Annotated in this window: 14 protein-coding genes and 2 pseudogenes; 5 read left to right on the forward strand and 11 right to left on the reverse strand. The window is 61.3% G+C overall.

The window, feature by feature from the left end; genetic code table 11:
• Positions 1–686: 686 nt before the first annotated feature.
• A pseudogene (locus tag QY049_RS02755) lies at positions 687–1614 on the reverse strand (Ku protein).
• 571 nt (positions 1615–2185) lie between these two features.
• Between QY049_RS02755 and QY049_RS02765 the strand changes: the two are divergent.
• The 3 genes from QY049_RS02765 to QY049_RS02775 are packed head-to-tail and all read left to right on the forward strand — an operon-like array spanning position 2186 to position 4370.
• Positions 2186–2638, forward strand: a complete 453-nt coding sequence (locus tag QY049_RS02765) for a hypothetical protein (RefSeq protein ID WP_301268812.1) — start codon at positions 2186–2188, stop codon at positions 2636–2638.
• The gene (locus tag QY049_RS02770) at positions 2639–3361 is read left to right on the forward strand and encodes an SOS response-associated peptidase (RefSeq protein WP_301268813.1); all 723 of its coding nucleotides are present in this window, start codon (positions 2639–2641) and stop codon (positions 3359–3361) included.
• Positions 3348–4370: a hypothetical protein gene (locus tag QY049_RS02775; RefSeq protein WP_301268814.1), complete on the forward strand. Its 1023-nt coding sequence runs from the start codon at positions 3348–3350 to the stop codon at positions 4368–4370. The genes QY049_RS02770 and QY049_RS02775 overlap by 14 nt, the downstream gene beginning before the upstream one ends.
• A 151-nt stretch (positions 4371–4521) precedes the next feature.
• Here QY049_RS02775 and QY049_RS02780 read toward each other — a convergent pair whose 3' ends face one another.
• Both QY049_RS02780 and QY049_RS02785 read right to left on the reverse strand, forming a co-directional pair.
• Positions 4522–5733, reverse strand: a complete 1212-nt coding sequence (locus tag QY049_RS02780; protein WP_301268815.1) for a hypothetical protein — start codon at positions 5731–5733, stop codon at positions 4522–4524.
• Positions 5730–6524 (reverse strand): hypothetical protein, encoded by a 795-nt coding sequence (locus QY049_RS02785; protein WP_301268816.1) that lies wholly within the window; start codon positions 6522–6524, stop codon positions 5730–5732. Before QY049_RS02785 ends, QY049_RS02780 begins: the two co-directional genes overlap by 4 nt.
• 872 nt (positions 6525–7396) lie before the next feature.
• On the opposite strand from QY049_RS02785, the gene QY049_RS02790 reads away from it, so the two are divergent.
• Positions 7397–8599, forward strand: a complete 1203-nt coding sequence (locus tag QY049_RS02790) for an RES family NAD+ phosphorylase (RefSeq protein WP_301268817.1) — start codon at positions 7397–7399, stop codon at positions 8597–8599.
• A gap of 13 nt (positions 8600–8612) precedes the next feature.
• Here QY049_RS02790 and QY049_RS02795 read toward each other — a convergent pair whose 3' ends face one another.
• Positions 8613–8804, reverse strand: a complete 192-nt coding sequence (locus tag QY049_RS02795) for a DUF3606 domain-containing protein (RefSeq protein ID WP_301268818.1) — start codon at positions 8802–8804, stop codon at positions 8613–8615.
• A gap of 116 nt (positions 8805–8920) precedes the next feature.
• Between QY049_RS02795 and ligD the strand changes: the two genes are divergently transcribed.
• A complete protein-coding gene (gene ligD, locus QY049_RS02800) occupies positions 8921–9841 on the forward strand; it encodes a non-homologous end-joining DNA ligase (protein ID WP_301268819.1) in 921 nt (306 codons plus the stop codon).
• Positions 9842–9878: 37 nt separating this feature from the next.
• On the opposite strand, the gene QY049_RS02805 is transcribed toward ligD, so the two are convergent.
• The 7 genes and pseudogenes from QY049_RS02805 to QY049_RS02835 form a co-directional block, all read right to left on the reverse strand.
• Entirely contained in the window at positions 9879–10736 is an 858-nt protein-coding gene (locus QY049_RS02805; protein WP_301268820.1) for a cation diffusion facilitator family transporter, read from the reverse strand.
• Between the two features lie 7 nt (positions 10737–10743).
• Positions 10744–11043: pseudogene (locus QY049_RS02810) on the reverse strand (hypothetical protein); the annotation flags it as partial.
• A gap of 88 nt (positions 11044–11131) precedes the next feature.
• A complete protein-coding gene (locus QY049_RS02815) occupies positions 11132–11503 on the reverse strand; it encodes a hypothetical protein (RefSeq protein WP_301268821.1) in 372 nt (123 codons plus the stop codon).
• Positions 11500–14703 (reverse strand): efflux RND transporter permease subunit, encoded by a 3204-nt coding sequence (locus tag QY049_RS02820; RefSeq protein WP_301268822.1) that lies wholly within the window; start codon positions 14701–14703, stop codon positions 11500–11502. Before QY049_RS02820 ends, QY049_RS02815 begins: the two co-directional genes overlap by 4 nt.
• Complete coding sequence (ihpB, locus tag QY049_RS02825) at positions 14696–15643, reverse strand: divalent metal ion exporter adaptor subunit IhpB (protein WP_301268823.1); 948 nt, start codon at positions 15641–15643, stop codon at positions 14696–14698. The genes QY049_RS02820 and ihpB overlap by 8 nt, the downstream gene beginning before the upstream one ends.
• Complete coding sequence (ihpA, locus tag QY049_RS02830) at positions 15640–16911, reverse strand: divalent metal ion exporter subunit IhpA (protein ID WP_301268824.1); 1272 nt, start codon at positions 16909–16911, stop codon at positions 15640–15642. The genes ihpB and ihpA overlap by 4 nt, the downstream gene beginning before the upstream one ends.
• A 58-nt stretch (positions 16912–16969) precedes the next feature.
• Positions 16970–17305 carry a hypothetical protein gene (locus tag QY049_RS02835; protein ID WP_301268825.1) on the reverse strand — a complete coding sequence of 112 codons (336 nt, stop codon included), beginning with the start codon at positions 17303–17305 and terminating at the stop codon, positions 16970–16972.
• Between the last annotated feature and the right edge of the window lie 129 nt (positions 17306–17434).

Genomic DNA, 17434 nt, shown 5'->3' on the forward strand with positions numbered 1-17434 from the left:
AGGGGCGCCGCGGCGCCCAGCCGCGATGTTGTGGCTCCCTCCGCTAGGTCCCATCGTCGCCCAGGCGGACGACGCCAGACTCGCATCGTGCCGTTCCCCCACCGGCGGCACCGCGGCTCCCCTGAACTTAGGCGTACGTCTTCCGCTGTGGCGCTCACGGGCCCCCAACTCGAGGCGTCTGAGCGGGCCATCTGTCGGTCAAAGCCCGCATTTTGCGATCGCGGATCAAATGGGAAGCTAAGCTTTTTTCGCTGCTGGTCCTGCCTCCGAACGACGACCGGGAAGGCACGGTTCCGGTGCGCCGGGATAACCTGGGGATGGCTCTTCATCCGCGCGAGGCCGCAAAAGCCTCGCAGGCCCCCGTTTCCTCCGACGAGAGAGTGCGGGTTCTTTCAGCGGCGCTGGAATGTAAGATCCCCCAAGGCTGGATCTCCCGTAGGCCTTTAGCCCGCGCTCGTCGTGCCGGGGTCCGAGCGGATCGGGATGGGTAGCGCATTCGAACCATCCCCCTGCTCGCTCCCATACTGACGTCGGAACCAGCGCGCGCAGCGCCTCTGGCCTGAGCAGGCCGTGCGTATCCGAGATGATGCCGATCGTGAAGGTCATCGAAGCGTCCGATTGAGGAACCTTATCGCGCGTTGGGGCGCGGCTTCCTGATGCACCGCCGGTGCCGGGACATCAACCGCCTAGGCCGACTTCCGCCGTTGGCCCGTCGCGGTTTTTTTCGCCGCCGCTTCCTTCGCCGGCTTCTTGCCGGCGATGGGCATCAACATTTCCTTTTGGCCAACGGATGCCTTCTTCGCCTTCTTGGCTGGTTTGCCTGCGTTCGCTGGCGTCGCTTCCCGACCGACGCTCTGCCGCAGCGCCTCCATCAGATCGACCACGTTCTCGCCTTTAGGCCGTTCTTTCGGGCGGATCACCTTTCCGGCGCGCTTCTGATTAATCAGGTCGACCAGCGCGCTTTCGTAATGGTCCTCGAATTTGTCGGGCTCGAAGTTACCAGCCTTCTGATTCACGATGTGCTTGGCCAGGTCGAGCATGTCCTTCGTGACTTTCACGTCCTGGATGTCGTCGAAATACTCGGCGGGATCTCGCACTTCGTAGGGATACCGCAGCAACGTGCCGATCAGGCCTTTATCGCGCGCTTCGAGCGCAATGATGTGCTCCCGGTTCGTAAGCACGACCCGGCCGATCGCAACCTTGTCCATCTCGCGGATGGTCTCGCGGATCACCGCGAAGGCGTCGTGGCCGACCTTGCCGTCGGGCCGCAGGTAGTACGGGCGGATGAGATAGCGCGGATCGATGTCGGTCCTATCGACGAACTCGTCGATCTCGATTGTCCGCGTGGACTCGAGCGCGATCTCCTCGAGCTCCTCCTTGGTCAGCTCGATGAACTGCCCCTTCTCGACCTCATAGCCCTTGACGATGTCCTCGTTCGGCACCTCGTCGCCAACTGTCCGTATCCACCTTCAGATATTTGATGCGGTGGCCAGTCGTCCGGTTGAGCTGATTGAACGAGATCTTCTCGCTGTCAGAAGTCGCCGGATAGAGGGCGACGGGGCACGTAACCAGGGAGAGACGCAGGAAACCTTTCCAGTTGGCACGCGGGGCCATGTACGCAGAACTCCGATTCGGGACGTCGGATTCGAGACGAACAATTGCAACCGGTTCCGACAGCATAGCCCCTGCTCAATGCAAATCTTTTCGCGGGCCTATCGACTCTTTTGTTCTTGTTATGTTCTATAGGAGGATGGCTGATAGACCTGCGAGCTGGCGCATGCCCACACCAAAGCAGATGCAAAAGATGGCCGCTGCCGTCGGCAAAAGCACCCTTCCGAGCCCCGGATTGGCTCCGGATGCGGCTCTGCCGCCGGAATACTGGAAGGCCCTTCTAGAGGACCCTGCCCCCGAGGGGGCCGATCAGCGCCTTCGGGCGTCTATCGGGGCGCAGCGGCTGGACCAAATTCCTAGCCACCTGCTTAGGGTGGGATGCCGGCGCTGCGGTCGAACCGTCGAAGTTCAGAAGGTCGACGCGGTTCGCCTCTACGGGCCGGAAGCATTGTGGAAAGCGGTTGGGCAACGTCTGCTGGACAACACGTGCCCGAGCCGCAGTGGGCACAATGAGGAAGACGGCTGCTGGCCCACGTTCGAGTAGTCGCCGGCGCGCCCAAGACTGGATGCTGCCATGGCCCCGAAGCACCACCCGACGCCCCTCTCCGGAGGAGACCGGAAGGCGCTCGCCAAGGAGCTCAGCCGCGCGCGAGCGATGACCAGCATTCTCGCTGCGCAGTCGGCCGAAGCCCGTACCAAGGGGGAGGCACTCCTCCGCCAGGCCGACAAGTTGCTGTGCGAGTCATGGAACGAGCGCATGTGGGCCGACGGCGGCCCGATCGACCCCTCTCCGACCGTCGACCAAGCCATCAACGGCATGTACGCGTGGCTCGAGATCGAGTGTTCGCGCTGCAAGACCAAGCGGGACGTCGACCTGGCGACGCTGCGCCACCCGCCGACCACGTTCGTCCACGACCTGGCGAGCCGCCTCCGCTGCAGCAAGTGTGCCAAGGCCGGTCGCCGACCGTCGGCGACGCTGCTACAGCTATCCCAGCGAGCTCGCCATCCTGATCCGGAAGTCTCCTGAATGTGTAATCTCTACTCAATCACGACCAACCAAGCCGCCATCGGCGCGCTGTTTCGGGTCGTTAACAGGTACGTCGGAAACCTCCCGCCGATGCCCGGCGTGTTTCCGGACTACAGGGCGCCGATCGTCCGGAACGGCGCCGACGGCCGTGAGCTCGCGCTTGCCCGCTGGGGCATGCCGTCGTCATCGAAGGCGCTGATGGACGCGACGAAGAAGCGCGCCGAGAAGCTGCAGGCCAAAGGCAAGGCAGTCGACTTCAAGGAGTTGCTCCGCGTGGAGCCCGACGGCGGCACCACCAACATCCGCAACGTGAAGAGCAAACATTGGACGCGCTGGCTGGGACCCGAGAACCGCTGCGTCGTGCCGTTCAATTCATTCAGCGAGTTCAACAAGGCCGAAGGCGGCGACATTTGGTTCGCGCTCGACGAGAGCCGTCCCCTCGCCTGCTTCGCCGGCATCTGGACGACTTGGACATCCGTCCGGAAGGTCAAGGAAGGCGAGACCACAAACGACCTCTATGCATTCCTGACGACGGAGGCCAATGCCGAGGTGTACGCCATCCATCCGAAGGCGATGCCGGTGATCCTGACGACGCCCGACGAGGTCGAGACCTGGATGACGGCGCCCGCCGAGGAGGCCTTTGAGTTGCAACGACCGCTGGCCGACGGCGCGCTTCGAATCGTCGCCCGCGGCGTCAAGGAAGACGCGAATGCGAAAGAGTGACACCCGCAAATTTCAGTCGTCGGTGCCAAACGAGCCGACCAAAAGCGCGCAAGCGGCCCTTGATAAAGAAGAAGCAGCCGTCGCTCGCAACCAGCAGGCCCTTAGTGCGCTGGATCCGCCGAAATCAATGTCTATCGACGTCAACGACTTCGCGCGGGAAATGCTGGCAACCAAACGCGGAATCAGCATGACGCCTCCGTTCTACGCCGAGACTGCCAGCAACAAGAACAATCAATCCTGGCCCTATTGGATAGTGAGAAACGCCTATTGTAATTCACTCGCTCGCTTCTTTCCCAAGGAAGATGCGGAGCGCGTTGCCGCTGCGATGAACCAGGTGTCTGCAATGAAGACCGCAGAAGAGGACGTGAACGTTTCAGAAGACCCCGAGGCATATTACGCTTTGCCCGAGGACGCGCTCCAATTTCTGCCCGAGGAATGGAGAGATCACTTTCAGGCGATGGCAGACAATGGGCGCGTCATCCTGAAGTCCGTCGATAACGAATTAACGCAATTGGTTAGGGTGCTGAATTCGTTCACGGCCGTGATGACGCTGAAGCACGTGCAGAAGCGACTGACAGGATACAAGTTCGAACTGAATATGGATGCTTTACTGGAGCTCGAAATGCTGACGACAGCTTTCGTAGTCATCTACGTGAGGCTGCATCAAGGTGGAACCGGAAGTGGCTTTTCGCGCGACAGCATCCCGGAAAAATTGCGAGGCATCCACGATGTCGTGCTTGGCTTGAGAAACAAGCGGTTCGCGCATAACGACGCGCATGATTCGGTTTCCGACGCGCTTGAGCTGTTCTTTGAAGACAGCCGCTTCGAAGTTAAATTTGGAATCTCGCTTGGATACAGCATAGGAGGCGCCAAGGAGTGGCCGGATCTGGTGAACTCCGTCGAGGCCATCTACTCCGGCAGGATCGACAAATTGCTCGAGCGGCTCAAACACAAGACCGGTTATGAGTGGGCGCTTCAGAGCGGCCCCGCGCCAGAGGAAAATGAATGACGAAAATCTTCACGTCTTGGCAATCAGATACGCCGAAGGACGTCGAGTCTTCGTGCGCGACGCGCTGCGTGAAGCAATCGAGGCGTTGAAGACGGATGACCGACTGCCAAGCCCAAAATACCTTCATGTCAATCCACGCTCCCCATCCCAATCAGTCTTCGAGATACCGCCGATGCCACGTGATCTGACTTTCACTGACCTGATAGCGCCCATCCATCATTGCGGTTTTATCGCGGTCAGCACCAACGATCACGCGGCCCAGTTCCTGAATCCGAGCGAAACCATCAAGAATCGCCACTGAGCGCTCCAGGATGCCTTCGCTGGATATGGGCTCGCCATTATACGTGTACATGTTGGCCACCTCATCTAGCATCCTTTTGTAGTCCTGAAGGATCGGCCTCATGTACATCATCGCGACATCCTCGACTTCGGGAGGAACGTCTTTATCGCCAAACAAAAGCTTGGAGAGTTGAAGGGCTGAGTCCCACGTCCAGCTTTCCTTTCCCTGCACCAGTCGTTCTTTCATCAGTTCGACGAAGCTCAGCTTGGCATATTCAAACGGAGCGTTGGGCCAACCGTTCTGGATGTAGAAGTCATACATCCCGTGAGGGAACAGCGATCGGATGGTCTTGTCGCCCGCGATTTTGTTTATCTCGACCGAACGGGCTGCAGACAACTTGTTGCTTAGGTACGCAAACATGATCTCGCCAATCTGGCGAATCGAATAGACGCCTTGAGAGGCTTCCCCAAGAAGCGCGGAGATCATGGGCAGTTCGGCTTTGGTAGCGAATTTCTCCATCCATTCCGTCGAGGCACGGCGCAAGCGTACGTCAATGGGATGCGGAGGCTGCGTCAACTTCCGGGCATTCTCAAGCGCGACCCTATAGCGGTGTATCCAATATTTTGTGCGGCTCGGCGGCTCCAGGAAGACGTCGCCATAAGCCAACTCCAGCTCTCGCGCGAGCCATTCCTCCTGCTGACGCCTGAAAACCCCCGTACGGGCGTCGTGCAACATGCCCCCGAGGTCCTTCAGGACGGGATGGGTTCGGGACCTCGTACCGAAGATTTCCTCTAGCTTTGCTCTCTCCGCGTCGCCTTCGACGATATATGGCGACTGGTCTATCCAAAAGATGATAGGCGCCGGATCTCCAATGCGGAACAGCTGCTGCCGGTAGGTGTCTGGAATGAGGCCAGTCACTTCGTATCCGTCGGCATTATCGAAGTGCAGGAAGGCGCTGATGTTGAAGTCTGCGTCCATCTCGGGAAGATACATCGAGTTGCCGGCCAGAAAGACGGGTACACCGATCGAGTCGACCGGCGACAGCCTGATTGCGGCGGAGACTACCATAGCGTCAGGCGTCAAAGGTTGATCCCTGCCCGCTTATAGACCTGCTCCACGCACTCATAGATCAGGCCGTAATGATGGCTGATGTTCAGTGGCAACAATCGATAGGTCTCGACCACATTTGTCAGTTGTTTCAATGATTGAACGACACCAGGCGTCCGCTGATATTCTTCGGGGATGACGACGCCCAGCAGATTTTCCTTCTTGAGCGGAATATCCTCTTCCACCTGAAGCTCGATCACCGCTCCTCGATCGTCGCAGTCCCTGGTCGACCCTTCCTTGTAAAGCTTAGAGACCGCAAGAATCTTGTCGTGGCTCATGTCGAGCAGGTGCTCTTCCTTCAACTTCTTCTGGTCATTTGCGTCCCGATCGACGTACCGGCGCGACGTTCCAAAATACAATGAGATAAGCCGTCCAATCTGGTCTTGATCGGTACCGAGGTTGAAGTCTTCCAGTTTGAATGTCGATAGGTAATCGGGCATCACCCCACGTTCGAAGGCACCTGTATCAAAGGGATGGATGCGCTTGAGCGGCGGTGGATTATTGAAGCGCATCACGAAGACCGATGGGAGCTGCCATGGTTCGGGGTTGAGCGCGTCCTTGCCTTTATAGGCGGCGCGGCCCACGAACAGATAACAGAGCTTTTCGCCCTTGAAGACATTGCACTTCACAGCGAGAAGCTTCTCGTCGTTGAGGATCGGGATCAGATTGCTCGACGCGGTGCTGTGAACCCATGGCGGGCTCTTTGGAACAGCGAGGTTGCTGTTCTTCAGAAAGTCGCTGAGATTTACCTTTCTAGGCTTGACCATCGGATACCCATGAGCTGCAGAAAATCACCCTGCTGCCAATGTATCAATATCGTTTGGGGCAGGTAGCTTCACAACCACAGCTATCCCCACTACTCAACCGATATGTCGGGCTATCCCACGGGCGATCAACAGCACCGTGCCGAGGGGGACAAGCAGGCCGGCGAGGACGGCCAACAGCATGAGAATAAAGCCCCGGTCCGGGCCAAAGGCTCTAACGACGGTCTCGGACTGTGATAGGATTCCACCCATCCCTACCATGAACCTTGCCAGGCTCGGTTCTCGCCTTTGCGTGGCTTTAGCCATGCCCGTCTCCGAAAGTAAGCCTCCGGGATATTCCCGGCTTGTACCGTACGACCATTCCCCGGCCCTCAACCGCTAACAACGCACCACGACTAGCCTCACCGGGTTTGCAGTTTGGAAAAACCTCTTGGACGCTTCATCCAACACCAATGGTTATTTTATCAAACCGCAACGCACCAACCGCACAGGGCTCTGGGAAGCGTTTTTTACGCTCGTCATTTCAAAAGGTTAGACCCTTTGCAGAAGCGCAACGAGCAAGGTAGCAAACCCGCTGTCCAAATTTTGGAAAAGTCGTCCGAAAACGCGGAATTCTGATCCGGGCCGGCGTCAACCGCAGTGAATCAGCTATGGGCAGGCAGAGAGGACAAAGCCCCCCTAGCCTGCCCGATTGGTCCCCGGCAACTCGAACAGCTCGCGGTGTAGCTCTGGGTGTTTGGCATCGAGGAACAGCTTCTCGCCTACGGTGTCCCTGCGGACCCGCTGAACGAGAAGCAGATCGATCCCGATCGGTCGACAGAACCGCCGCTCCCAAGTAGAGCTATCCAAAGTGGTCCACAGCAAGGGGAGCGCGCGTGACCAAGGTTTGTTCGCGTTGTCTCCAACAAGGGCCACTTCGTGATTGGATCCTGGAAGTCGGATCCGACGACGACTGCGATTTCGATTCAACTCACACAGGCGTCGCCTGCGTGGAGATAGACGAACTCGCCGAAGAGGCGGACCGCTGGTTCCAAACCCACTATCAGCCTGGCGATGAAACGTACGAAGTCGATCCGGACCCAGAAAGTGACCGGGTCTACCACGGCACCTATGGACAACCGTACGAAGAGATATTCGCCGAAGAGCTCGGCTCGTCGGGCGACGTGCTGCAAGCCGTGCTGGACGCGCTGCCCGATGCGTCCCACCATGAAATCGCGCAAGGCGGAGAGCGCTACTACACGGACGCGTACAACTTCGAACCGATCGAGAACGCTCGCGCTAGGGAAAAGGCCGATCAGGACGACTATTGGTTTGCCAATAGGTACACTTTCGAATGGGAGGACTTCTGCAAGGAAGTGCAGTTCTCCTCACGCTTCTTCGGCATCAAAGAACGCTTAGATGCACTATTCGGCAAGCCAGAGGAATATGGCGAAGGTCCGGTGAGGCCACTCTATGAACTCGCACCCGGTCAAACTCTTTATCGCGCGCGCCTGATGAACTCCGATCTGAGCGAGCAGGCGCTACAAACAGATGGCGCACGGCTCTTGGGCGCTCCGCCGGCCTCAAGGGCACAGAGTGGGCGCATGAATGTTGAATTCATCCCAGTTTTCTACGCAACGTTCGCTGACGCGACCGCAATCGCCGAACTCAGGCCAAGCATCGGTGACTCGATCGCAATAGGCAGATTCACCACTCGCGTGCCGCTCAAAGTCTTCGACTTTACGGTTTTTGACCGTCGCGCAGCCGATCGGGCGCACTTCTATATGCACAGCCGGTACGAGTTCATCGAACAGATGCAAGCCCAAATCAGCCGACCCGTGCGACCGCACGAACGGCAACGCGAGTACATCGCCACGCAAATCGTCGCGGAATACCTGAAGTCGTACTTCGGCTGCGACGCAGTTATCTTCAAGTCGTCGATGCAGAGGGACGGCGCAGAGGACAACCGCAACATCGTCATTCTGCACCGGGATATCTTCGTGGCAGACGATCATCCCGGTGTAGTTACGTATGTCGACTGGTCGATGCGGAACGTCGTCGACGTCAGATATACCGTCGTCGACGGGATGGCGTTCTAGAACGCACCGATCCTTAGCGGCCCAGCCGCTTCTCAACGCGCTTACGGCTGTTGCCGACCTTCTTGACTGCCTTCTTCACGGCCGACGCCGAACGGCCGCTCTTCTTGGCTTCGTATGCCACTTCATACTTCTGCCCGCCCGCCACCCGGGCGCGGTCCTGCTTGCGTCCGCGCACCGTCGCTTTTTTGGTCTTACTCGCCGCCATTTTGCTCTTCCTCTTGTCGATGGTTGCAGTTCAACGCCGCAAGGATTCGCGGGTTCCGGAAACGAATCCGGCCGTCCCGGCTTGAGTCCGCGAGTTGTTGCGTTGGAGTTCGTGGAGTGGCGTCTCAGCGGCGCAAATCGTCGGCGATCGGCGTCAAAGCGCCGTTTCCCGGCTTCGTAGAACCGGCCCTGGCATCCTCGATCGAGAAGGTGCCTTCTGGCGCCCGATGGATCCACGAAATCAAGTTCGACGGCTACCGCGTCCAGATCCATCTGGCCAATGAGGCGGTGAGGGTCTTCACCCGCCGCGGTCACGACTGGACCAACCGCTTCAAGAAGGTCGCCGACGACGCCTGGCACATCAAGGCCGGATCCGCGATCGTCGATGGCGAGGTCGTGGTCCCGGCCGCCGATGGCACGACGGACTTCTCGGTCCTGCAGAACGAGTTGAAGGGCAAGTCCACCAGCATCGTCCTGGTCGCCTTCGACCTGCTGTACCTGAACGGGCGCGACTTGCGGAAGCTTCCGCTCATCCAACGGAAGGCGGAGCTCAAGAAGATCATCGCCGGCACCGAGATCCAGTTCAGTGAAAGCTTCGAGATCGAAGGCGCCGACATGTTCGCCCACGCCTGCAAGGTCGGCTTGGAGGGCGTGGTCTCGAAGGTCCGCGACAGCGTATACGCCAGCGGACGAAGCAATAACTGGGTGAAGAAGACCTGCGCGCAGCGAGAGACGCTGGCGATCGCTGGCTTCGCGCTAGACGACGCAAAATGGGACGGTATCTACCTCGGCCGGCGGAAGGGTGACGACCTGGTTTACGCCGGTAAGGTCGATCATGGCTTCGACAAGGTCTCCGCCGCCGACCTTCAGAGACGACTGAAGCCACTGATTAGGAAGACGCAGCCCTACGCTAAGCGGATCGCCCACAAGGGCATCTGGGTCGAACCGAAGTTGCTTGCGGAGGTCGAGTATCGGGCCAAGTCGGCCGAGGGAAAGGTAAGACATCCATTCTTCAAAGGCCTGCGCGACGATCTGTGAGGCGGCCTCCGGCGGCGGGACGGATGGCCGGTCCCGCTCACTGCCCTGAGGTGGCTCGGCTCAAGTCGTTGCGGGCATCCTTGATGATGGAGAACGACGACTGCAGGAACAGGGCGGCGATGACGACCGCGACGACCAGGTCGGGCCATGGCGTTTGGGTCCACGCGACCAGAACGGCGGCAACTATCACTGCGACGTTGCCGATCGCGTCGTTGCGGCTGAACAGCCAGACCGCGCGCACGTTGGCATCGCCGTGCCGGTGCGGAATGAGCACCACGGCCGCCATCACGTTCACCAGCAATCCGACGAGCGCGAGGATCCCCATCAGCTCGGCTTCCGGCTGGTGCTGCACCAGCACGCGGTAGGCGGTCCCGACGAGAACGCCGGCCCCGAGGACGCCGAGAAAAATTCCCTGCAGCAGGGCGGCCTCGGCGCGGGCCGCCAGTCCCCAGCCAACCGCAATCAGCCCCAGGAACGAGATCACCCCGTCGCCTATGAAGTCGAGCGCATCGGCCTTCACGGATTGCGAGCCGGCGAGAAAGCCGCCGACGATTTCGCCGATGCCGTAGCCGGCATTGAGCAGAACCACGATCCAAAGGGCGCGTTTGTAGGCAGGCGTCACGTGCGAGAGGTCTGGAAACTTGTCGTCATCCTCGCCATCCTCCACGCGTGCAAGTCTGTAGCCGAGGTCGGTGATCGATCGCTCGACCTCGGGCAGCGCAGTCCCGGCTTCCGTGCGTAGCGTCATCTCCTGCGAGGCAATCGACACCTTCGCTTCCCGCACGCCGGCGATCGAACGCGCGGCGGCCTCGATCTTGGCAGCGCAGGCGGAGCAATCCATGCCCGTCACACGGTAGCGGGCTTCGGCCACCTCAGTTTGCGTCATCGCAAACATCCTCCAATCAAGTCTTGCCTTCCAGCCGCAGCCGCTTGTAAAGCGCTTCGACGGCGGCGGAGAAATCGATCGTCTCGTTCCGCGCGCAGTGCTCCTCAAGGAACCATAGCTGTGCCATCAAGCCGAACGTCGGCGGATTGAGATCGAGGCCGACGTCGATACCTGCCGGCCTGCTCAACACGATCCCGCTCATGAAGCCCTGCGCCCATGCCAGGTAATCCTTTCGCACCTGCGGATCAGCCGCCGCATCGGCCTTGAACTGCCGGCATGTCGTGGCTCCCAGACCGACGATCCGGGCGGTACGCGCATCCTGCTCTTCCGCGGCCACTGCGTTCCAGCCCAATGGCCACATCATTAGAGCGGCTACCCAGCGTCGGATGCGCACGTCCGCGAGCCTACTTCTTGAATTTGGCCTGGCCCGATTTTCCCTCAGCGGTCTTGATCGTGAGAGTGATCGTCGCGCCGGCCGGGATCGGATTCTTGGCGTCGCCCTTGAGCGAATTCTCGCCCTGGGGCGCGAGGGTCACAGTTTCCCGCGCCGATCCGCCGGCGATCAGCACGGCGCCGACGTATCCTTTGGTGGATACCGGCTTCGCCTTGAAGGCCTCGAAGACGTTGATAGTGACCGTATTGCCCGACGTCAGGAGTTCGGCGTCGATGCCGGCCACGTCCAGCATCAGTCCCCCGTTTGGGCCTTTTTCGTAGTCTTCCGCCGCTGCCGGGGTGGCGAGCAGCAATACGGCGACGATCCAACTGGTAATTCTCATGGAAGTTCTCCCATTGTGGCTGGCGAAAGTGGTCGGCTGGCGTGCTCCCGCCTGAACAGAACGTAGAGCGCGGGCAGGACCAGAAGTGTAAGGATGGTCGAGGAAACGATTCCGCCGATCACGACGGTGGCCAACGGCCGCTGCACCTCGGCGCCGGCGCCCGACGCGATCGCCATCGGGACGAAGCCGAGGGCGGCAACAAGCGCGGTCATCAGGACGGGACGTAGCCGCGTCAGCGCGCCTTCGCGGACCGCGTCCGCCAAAGCTAGTCCTTCCCGACGGAGCTTCTCGATGAAGGTGATGATGACGAGGCCGTTGAGTACGGCGACCCCTGAGAGCGCGATGAAGCCGATCCCCGCGCTGATCGAGAGGGGAATTCCCCTGAGCAAAAGCGCAACGACGCCCCCCGTCAGCGCGAGCGGTACGCCGCTGAACACCAGCAGCGCGTCGGGCATCGACCCGAGGCTGATGAAGAGCAGGAGGAAGATCAGGAACAGTGCGACAGGCACGACGACCGTCAGCCGCTGCGTCGCCGAGACCAGTTGCTCGAACTGGCCGCCCCAACCGATCCAGTAACCAGGTGGAAGCTTCACCTTCCGCACGACCTGCTCCTGGGCGTCGGCGATGAAGGAGCCGAGATCACGGCCGCGAACGTTGGCCGTGACGACGACGCGCCGCTTGCCGTCTTCTCTGCTGATGAGGTTGGGCCCGGGAGCCAGATCGATCTGGGCGATCTCCGAGAGTGGCACGTAGCGAATCTGGGCGAGGGCCGAACTGCCCCACAAGGCCGGCGTCGCCTTGGCCTGGTTTTCGACCGGCGGCAACGGCACCGCGAGCGACTTGATCGCTTCAATGTCCGAACGAAGGTGCTCAGGCAGCCGCACCACGATGTCGAACCGTCTGTCTCCCTCGAATACGCGGCCCGCGGTCTTGCCGCCGACGGCGATCTCGACGAGGTTTTGCACATCGGCGACGTTGATCCCGTAGCGCGACAGCACTTGGCGATTTAGCTTCACCGTCAGGACCGGCAGGCCGGTGGTCTGCTCGGTCTTGACGTCGGCTGCGCCGGGTATCTTCTGCAGCACCGCCTGGACCCGCGCCGCGCCCTGGATGAGCTCGTCGAGGTCGTCGCCGAATATCTTCACCGCGACATCGCTACGGACGCCGGAGATGAGCTCGTTCATGCGTTGCTGGATGGGTTGCGAGAAGCCGTAGGCGTTCCCTGGGACGTCTTGCGCCGCCTCCTGGATCTCGGCAACGACCGCTGCCTTCGACTTGTCGGGATCCGGCCATTCCTTTCGCGGCTTCAGCATCACGTAACCGTCGCCCGCGGATGGCGGCATCGGGTCGGTTGCGACCTCCGCCGTTCCGGTGCGGGCGAAGACTTCCTTGACTTCCGGAAGCTTGCCGAGGCGCTTCTCGATCATGCCCTGCATCTCGACCGATTGTGTCAGGCTCGTTCCCGGAATCCGGACGGCCTCGAACGAAGCGTCGCCTTCATCGAGACCAGGTATGAACTCCGCACCCATGTGGGTCGCCGCGATTCCGCAGACCGAGACGAGCAGGGCTGCGATGACCGCGACACCGAACCTGTTCCGGATCGACGCCGCGAGCAGTGGCGCGTAGATACGCCGCGCCCCTCGCATTAACAGGTTCTCATGCTCCGATACTTTCCCGTTGACCAGCAGCGCGACTGCCGCGGGCACGAACGTGAGCGACAGGATGCTGGCGCCCGCCAGCACCATCAGCACTGTTAACGCCATGGGCGTGAACATCTTTCCCTCGACGCCGGTGAGGGTCAGGACCGGCAGATAGACGGCGGCGATGATGAACGTTCCGAACAGGCTGGGCCGAATGACTTCACGCGATCCCGCGAGGATAGTGGCAAATCGTTCCTCGCGATCGAGTACGCGGCCGAGCCGGCGCTGCTCCACGGCGAGCAGGCGCAGGCAGTTCTCGACGATGATGACGGCGCCGTCGATGACGATGCCGAAATCGATCGCGCCCAGGCTCATCAGGTTGGCGCTGACCCGTGTCTGGGCCATTCCGGTGATGGCGAACAGCATGGCGAGTGGAATGACGGATGCCGTCGCGACCGCCGCCTTGAAGTTCCCGAGCGTCAGGAACAGCACCACGACGACTAGCAAAGCACCCTCGACGAGGTTGTTTCGGACCGTCGCGATGGTCGCCTCTACCAGACGCGTCCGGTCATAAACGACGTGGGCGATCACCCCATCCGGTAGCGAGCGTCCAATCTCCCTGATCTTGGCGGCAACGCGCTGCGCCACCGTTCGGCTATTCTCGCCGATGAGAAGCATGGCGGTGCCGAGCACGACTTCGTTGCCGTTCAGTGTCGCGGCGCCGGTCCGCAGCTCCTTGCCCTGCCTGACCTCGGCGACGTCGGATATCCGGACCGGAACGCCGTTTCGCGAGCCAATCACAATGTCCTTGATCTCCTCGATGCTCCCGACCTGGCCGGGGGTGCGGACGAGATACTGCTCGCCGTTCCGCTCGATGTAGCCGGCTCCGACATTCGCGTTGTTGGCGGCCAGAGCGGACATGACTTCGCGGAAGCTGATCTTGTGCGCCATCAGTTGCGTGGGATCCGGCAGCACGTGAAACTGCTTCTCGAAGCCGCCGACGGTGTTGACCTCGCTGACACCCGCCACTGTCCGCAACTGAGGCCGGACGATCCAGTCCTGAACGGTCCGCAAATCGGTGGCCGTGTACTCCTCTCCGTTCGGCTTGCGGGCGTCATGCCGGGCTCCGATGGTGTACATGAAGATTTCACCGAGCCCCGTGGAGATAGGTCCCATGGCGGTCTCGATGCCCGCCGGCAACTGATCCCGTACCTGTTGTATCCGTTCGTTAACCAACTGCCGGGCGAAATAGATGTCGGTGCCGTCCTTGAAGATGACGGTGACCTGGCTGAGGCCGTAGCGGGATTGCGACCGCGTGCTTTCGAGGCGAGGCAAGCCGCCCATCGCGGTCTCGACCGGGAAAGTAATGCGCTGCTCGACTTCCAACGGCGAATAACCGGGCGCGCGGCTGTTGATCTGGACCTGCACGTTCGTGATGTCGGGAACGGCGTCGATTGGCAGAAGCGTGAAATTCCACGCGCCGAAGCCGGCCATCGCGACCACGCCGATCATCACCAGCCACCGCTGGCGGATCGCGAAGGAGAGAATGCCGTCAATCATTGTCCGCTCCTCCCTTCGCCATCTCCGCCTTCACGATGAAGCTGTTCTTCGCCGCGTACGTGTCGCCTTCCAGCACGCCGAAGGTGATCTCCACCGATTCCGAATCCCGCTCGCCAAGCTCGACGTCGCGGGCTTCGAACTTGTCGCCGTCGCGGACGAAGACGACGGTGCGATTCTCGACCGTCTGCAGCGCCGAGACTTTCACCGCGATCGGCACCTGCTTGGCCGAGAGCATCAGGCGACCTGTGATGAACAGTCCGGGACGCAGGCGCTGATCCGTGTTCGGCACGATCGCTCTTGCGATGGCGCTCTGGGTATCGCTGCTGCCGACCGGCGAAAGATAGGAAATCTTCGCCTCGATGGTCGGCTTGCCGTCGGCTGGCTCGATCAGAATCTGGTCGCCGACGTTGACCCGGCCAAGATCGCGGCGGTAGACGGAGAAGTCCACCCAGACTGTCGACAGATCCGCGATGACGAAGGCCGGCTTCTGTTCGGAGACGTATTCGCCCAACGTGGTCTGGCGGTCGATCACCGTCCCGCCGAGAACCGCCTTCAGCTCATAGGGCGTGAGGCTCTGGTTGCTCTCGACGACGGCGAGGACGTCGCCCTTCTGGACGCGATCTCCGATCCGCTTGCGTACGTCGCGCACGATACCGGGGAAGCGCGGCGTGACCTGGACAAGGGATTCCTGGTTCGGCTGAACCATTCCGTTGAGCAGCAGGTTGTCGTGCAACACGGCGGGTGATGCCTTCGCCAGCTCGATCCCGGCCGCGGCGACCTTGGCGTCGGTCATGGCGACGCTGTTCGAATGTTCCTCCTCTTCCGCCTTCTCGGTGGCCGCCGACTTGGTCGTCGCCGGCGTCGACAGGCGGTAGCCGACGTAGATCAGCCCGACGGCGACCGAGGCGAAAACCAGAAATCGGAGTAATCGTCGGATCATCTTGAACTCTCGCGTGCCAGCGAAAACGGATTGCCAACGAGTCCTTCGATGGTCGCGACGGCAACGTGGAAATTCTGCAATGCTTCCTGTTCGCGCAGACGGGCCTGCGCGAGGCTCGCCTGGGCATCCAGCACTTCGAGAAGCGTGTACCGGCCCTGGCCGTACCCGTCCGAGATGGCCTGCGACGCCTGCTCGGCTTTCGGGATCGCGGTCTCGCGGAGGATCGCAAGCTCCCGCAGCGAGCCCTGCAGCGAGTCGTAGGCGCGGCCGGCGATCACGATCAGCGTGTTCCGGTTCGCCTCCCGCTCCGCCCTTGTCTTCGCTAGGCTCTCCTGCGCCGAGAGGATGTTGCCCTGGTTCTGATCAAACACAGGGATCGGCACCGACAGTGTGAGGCGGACGGCATCGTCGTTAGTCTCGTTGAAATGACGCCAGCCGGCGGCGATGCGCACGTCCGGATAGGGCCTGAGCCGCGCCAATAGGAGCTCCGCGTTCCGCTGGGCGTAGACCGCCGTCCAGCGGACCAATTGCGGATTTGCGTCAATCGCTGCCACCACTGCCTGAAAGGACGGCGGCCGACCGGTGGCGTCGAACCGCCCCGAGACGCTAGTGAACTTCGCCGCCGTGTCGCCCATGAGCACCGCCAGCTCGCGCCGCGCGCTGGCAAGCGTCGACCGGAGCCTTTCCCGATCCGCCTTGACCAGCGCGGAAGCTACTTCGGCTCGCCCGGTCTCCGCCGGCGACGACGCGCCGGCCTCGACGCGCCGCTGCAGGAGTGGGGTCAACCGATCGATGGCAGCGACCTGCTCGTCGAGAATATGGATTCGACGCTGTGCTCCGAGCACGTTGAGGAAGGCAATCGCCGTCTCGGACAGCACCTCCAGCCGGACTGCCTGACGCTGTATCGCCGCGGTCTCGACACCCGCTGCGCCAGCCGCGACGCGCGCCTCACGCTTGCCGAACCATTCGAAGGCCTGGCTGATTTGTAACGTGGTCTCTGCGGACTTGGTGCCCCGATACTTGCCCGACCCGAAGGAATCGTCCTGTTCGTATGACACCTCCGGATTGAGCAGGGCTCCGGCCTGGATGCGCTGTCCCGTCGCGATTCCGACGTCCCGTTCGGCCGCGGTGAGACGCGGGCTGGCCGCGAGCGCGCGCGCCAGCGCGGCCCTCATCGTGAGGGTTTGCGAATGTGAAGCGCCCGTCAGCAACGGGCTGACCAGAAATACTGCCGCACACGCCAAGAGCGCGGCCTTTTTCCGAAACATGAGCAGTTACCTGACCAAGCAGATCGATCGAGCGCTCGCGCGCCCCGAGAAAACGCTCTCAGGTCCGGTATTTGGGCGGCGGCGTATCGAGGCCCGGATGCTCCTCAACGGAGAAGGTCGGGGTCGCGTAATTCGGCGAGACCGACTTTCCCGCCGGCTCGATGACCAGGAGCGGCGGCGGAAGGAGGAGTGGAACACAGGTGTAGCAATGATCGACGACAGTGACGGCCGGCTTCTTCGAATCCTGGTCGGCCTTGTCGGGCGAACCGCCCAGTTCGAGTTGTGCGGCCTGCTCGACGAGCGAAGGCGTCTCCTCGGCGCAGGCGATCTCCCCTGCCACCCCGACGAGAACGTATGCAATCGTAAGGCAAACGGTCAGCAGCCCGCGCAGCACGCGTGCAACCCTCCCTCGCCGATGGCCGATTTGCCGTTTCATCGGGCCTATGGGTAGCAAGGACAGGCCTCGAACACCATCCCAATTCAGTTTCGAAAAGCTCCGGCAAAGCCGAGGCGGCGTGTCGGC

This window comes from Bradyrhizobium sp. WYCCWR 13022, from assembly GCF_030435535.1.
In the GTDB taxonomy this organism is placed as follows: Bacteria; Pseudomonadota; Alphaproteobacteria; order Rhizobiales; family Xanthobacteraceae; genus Bradyrhizobium.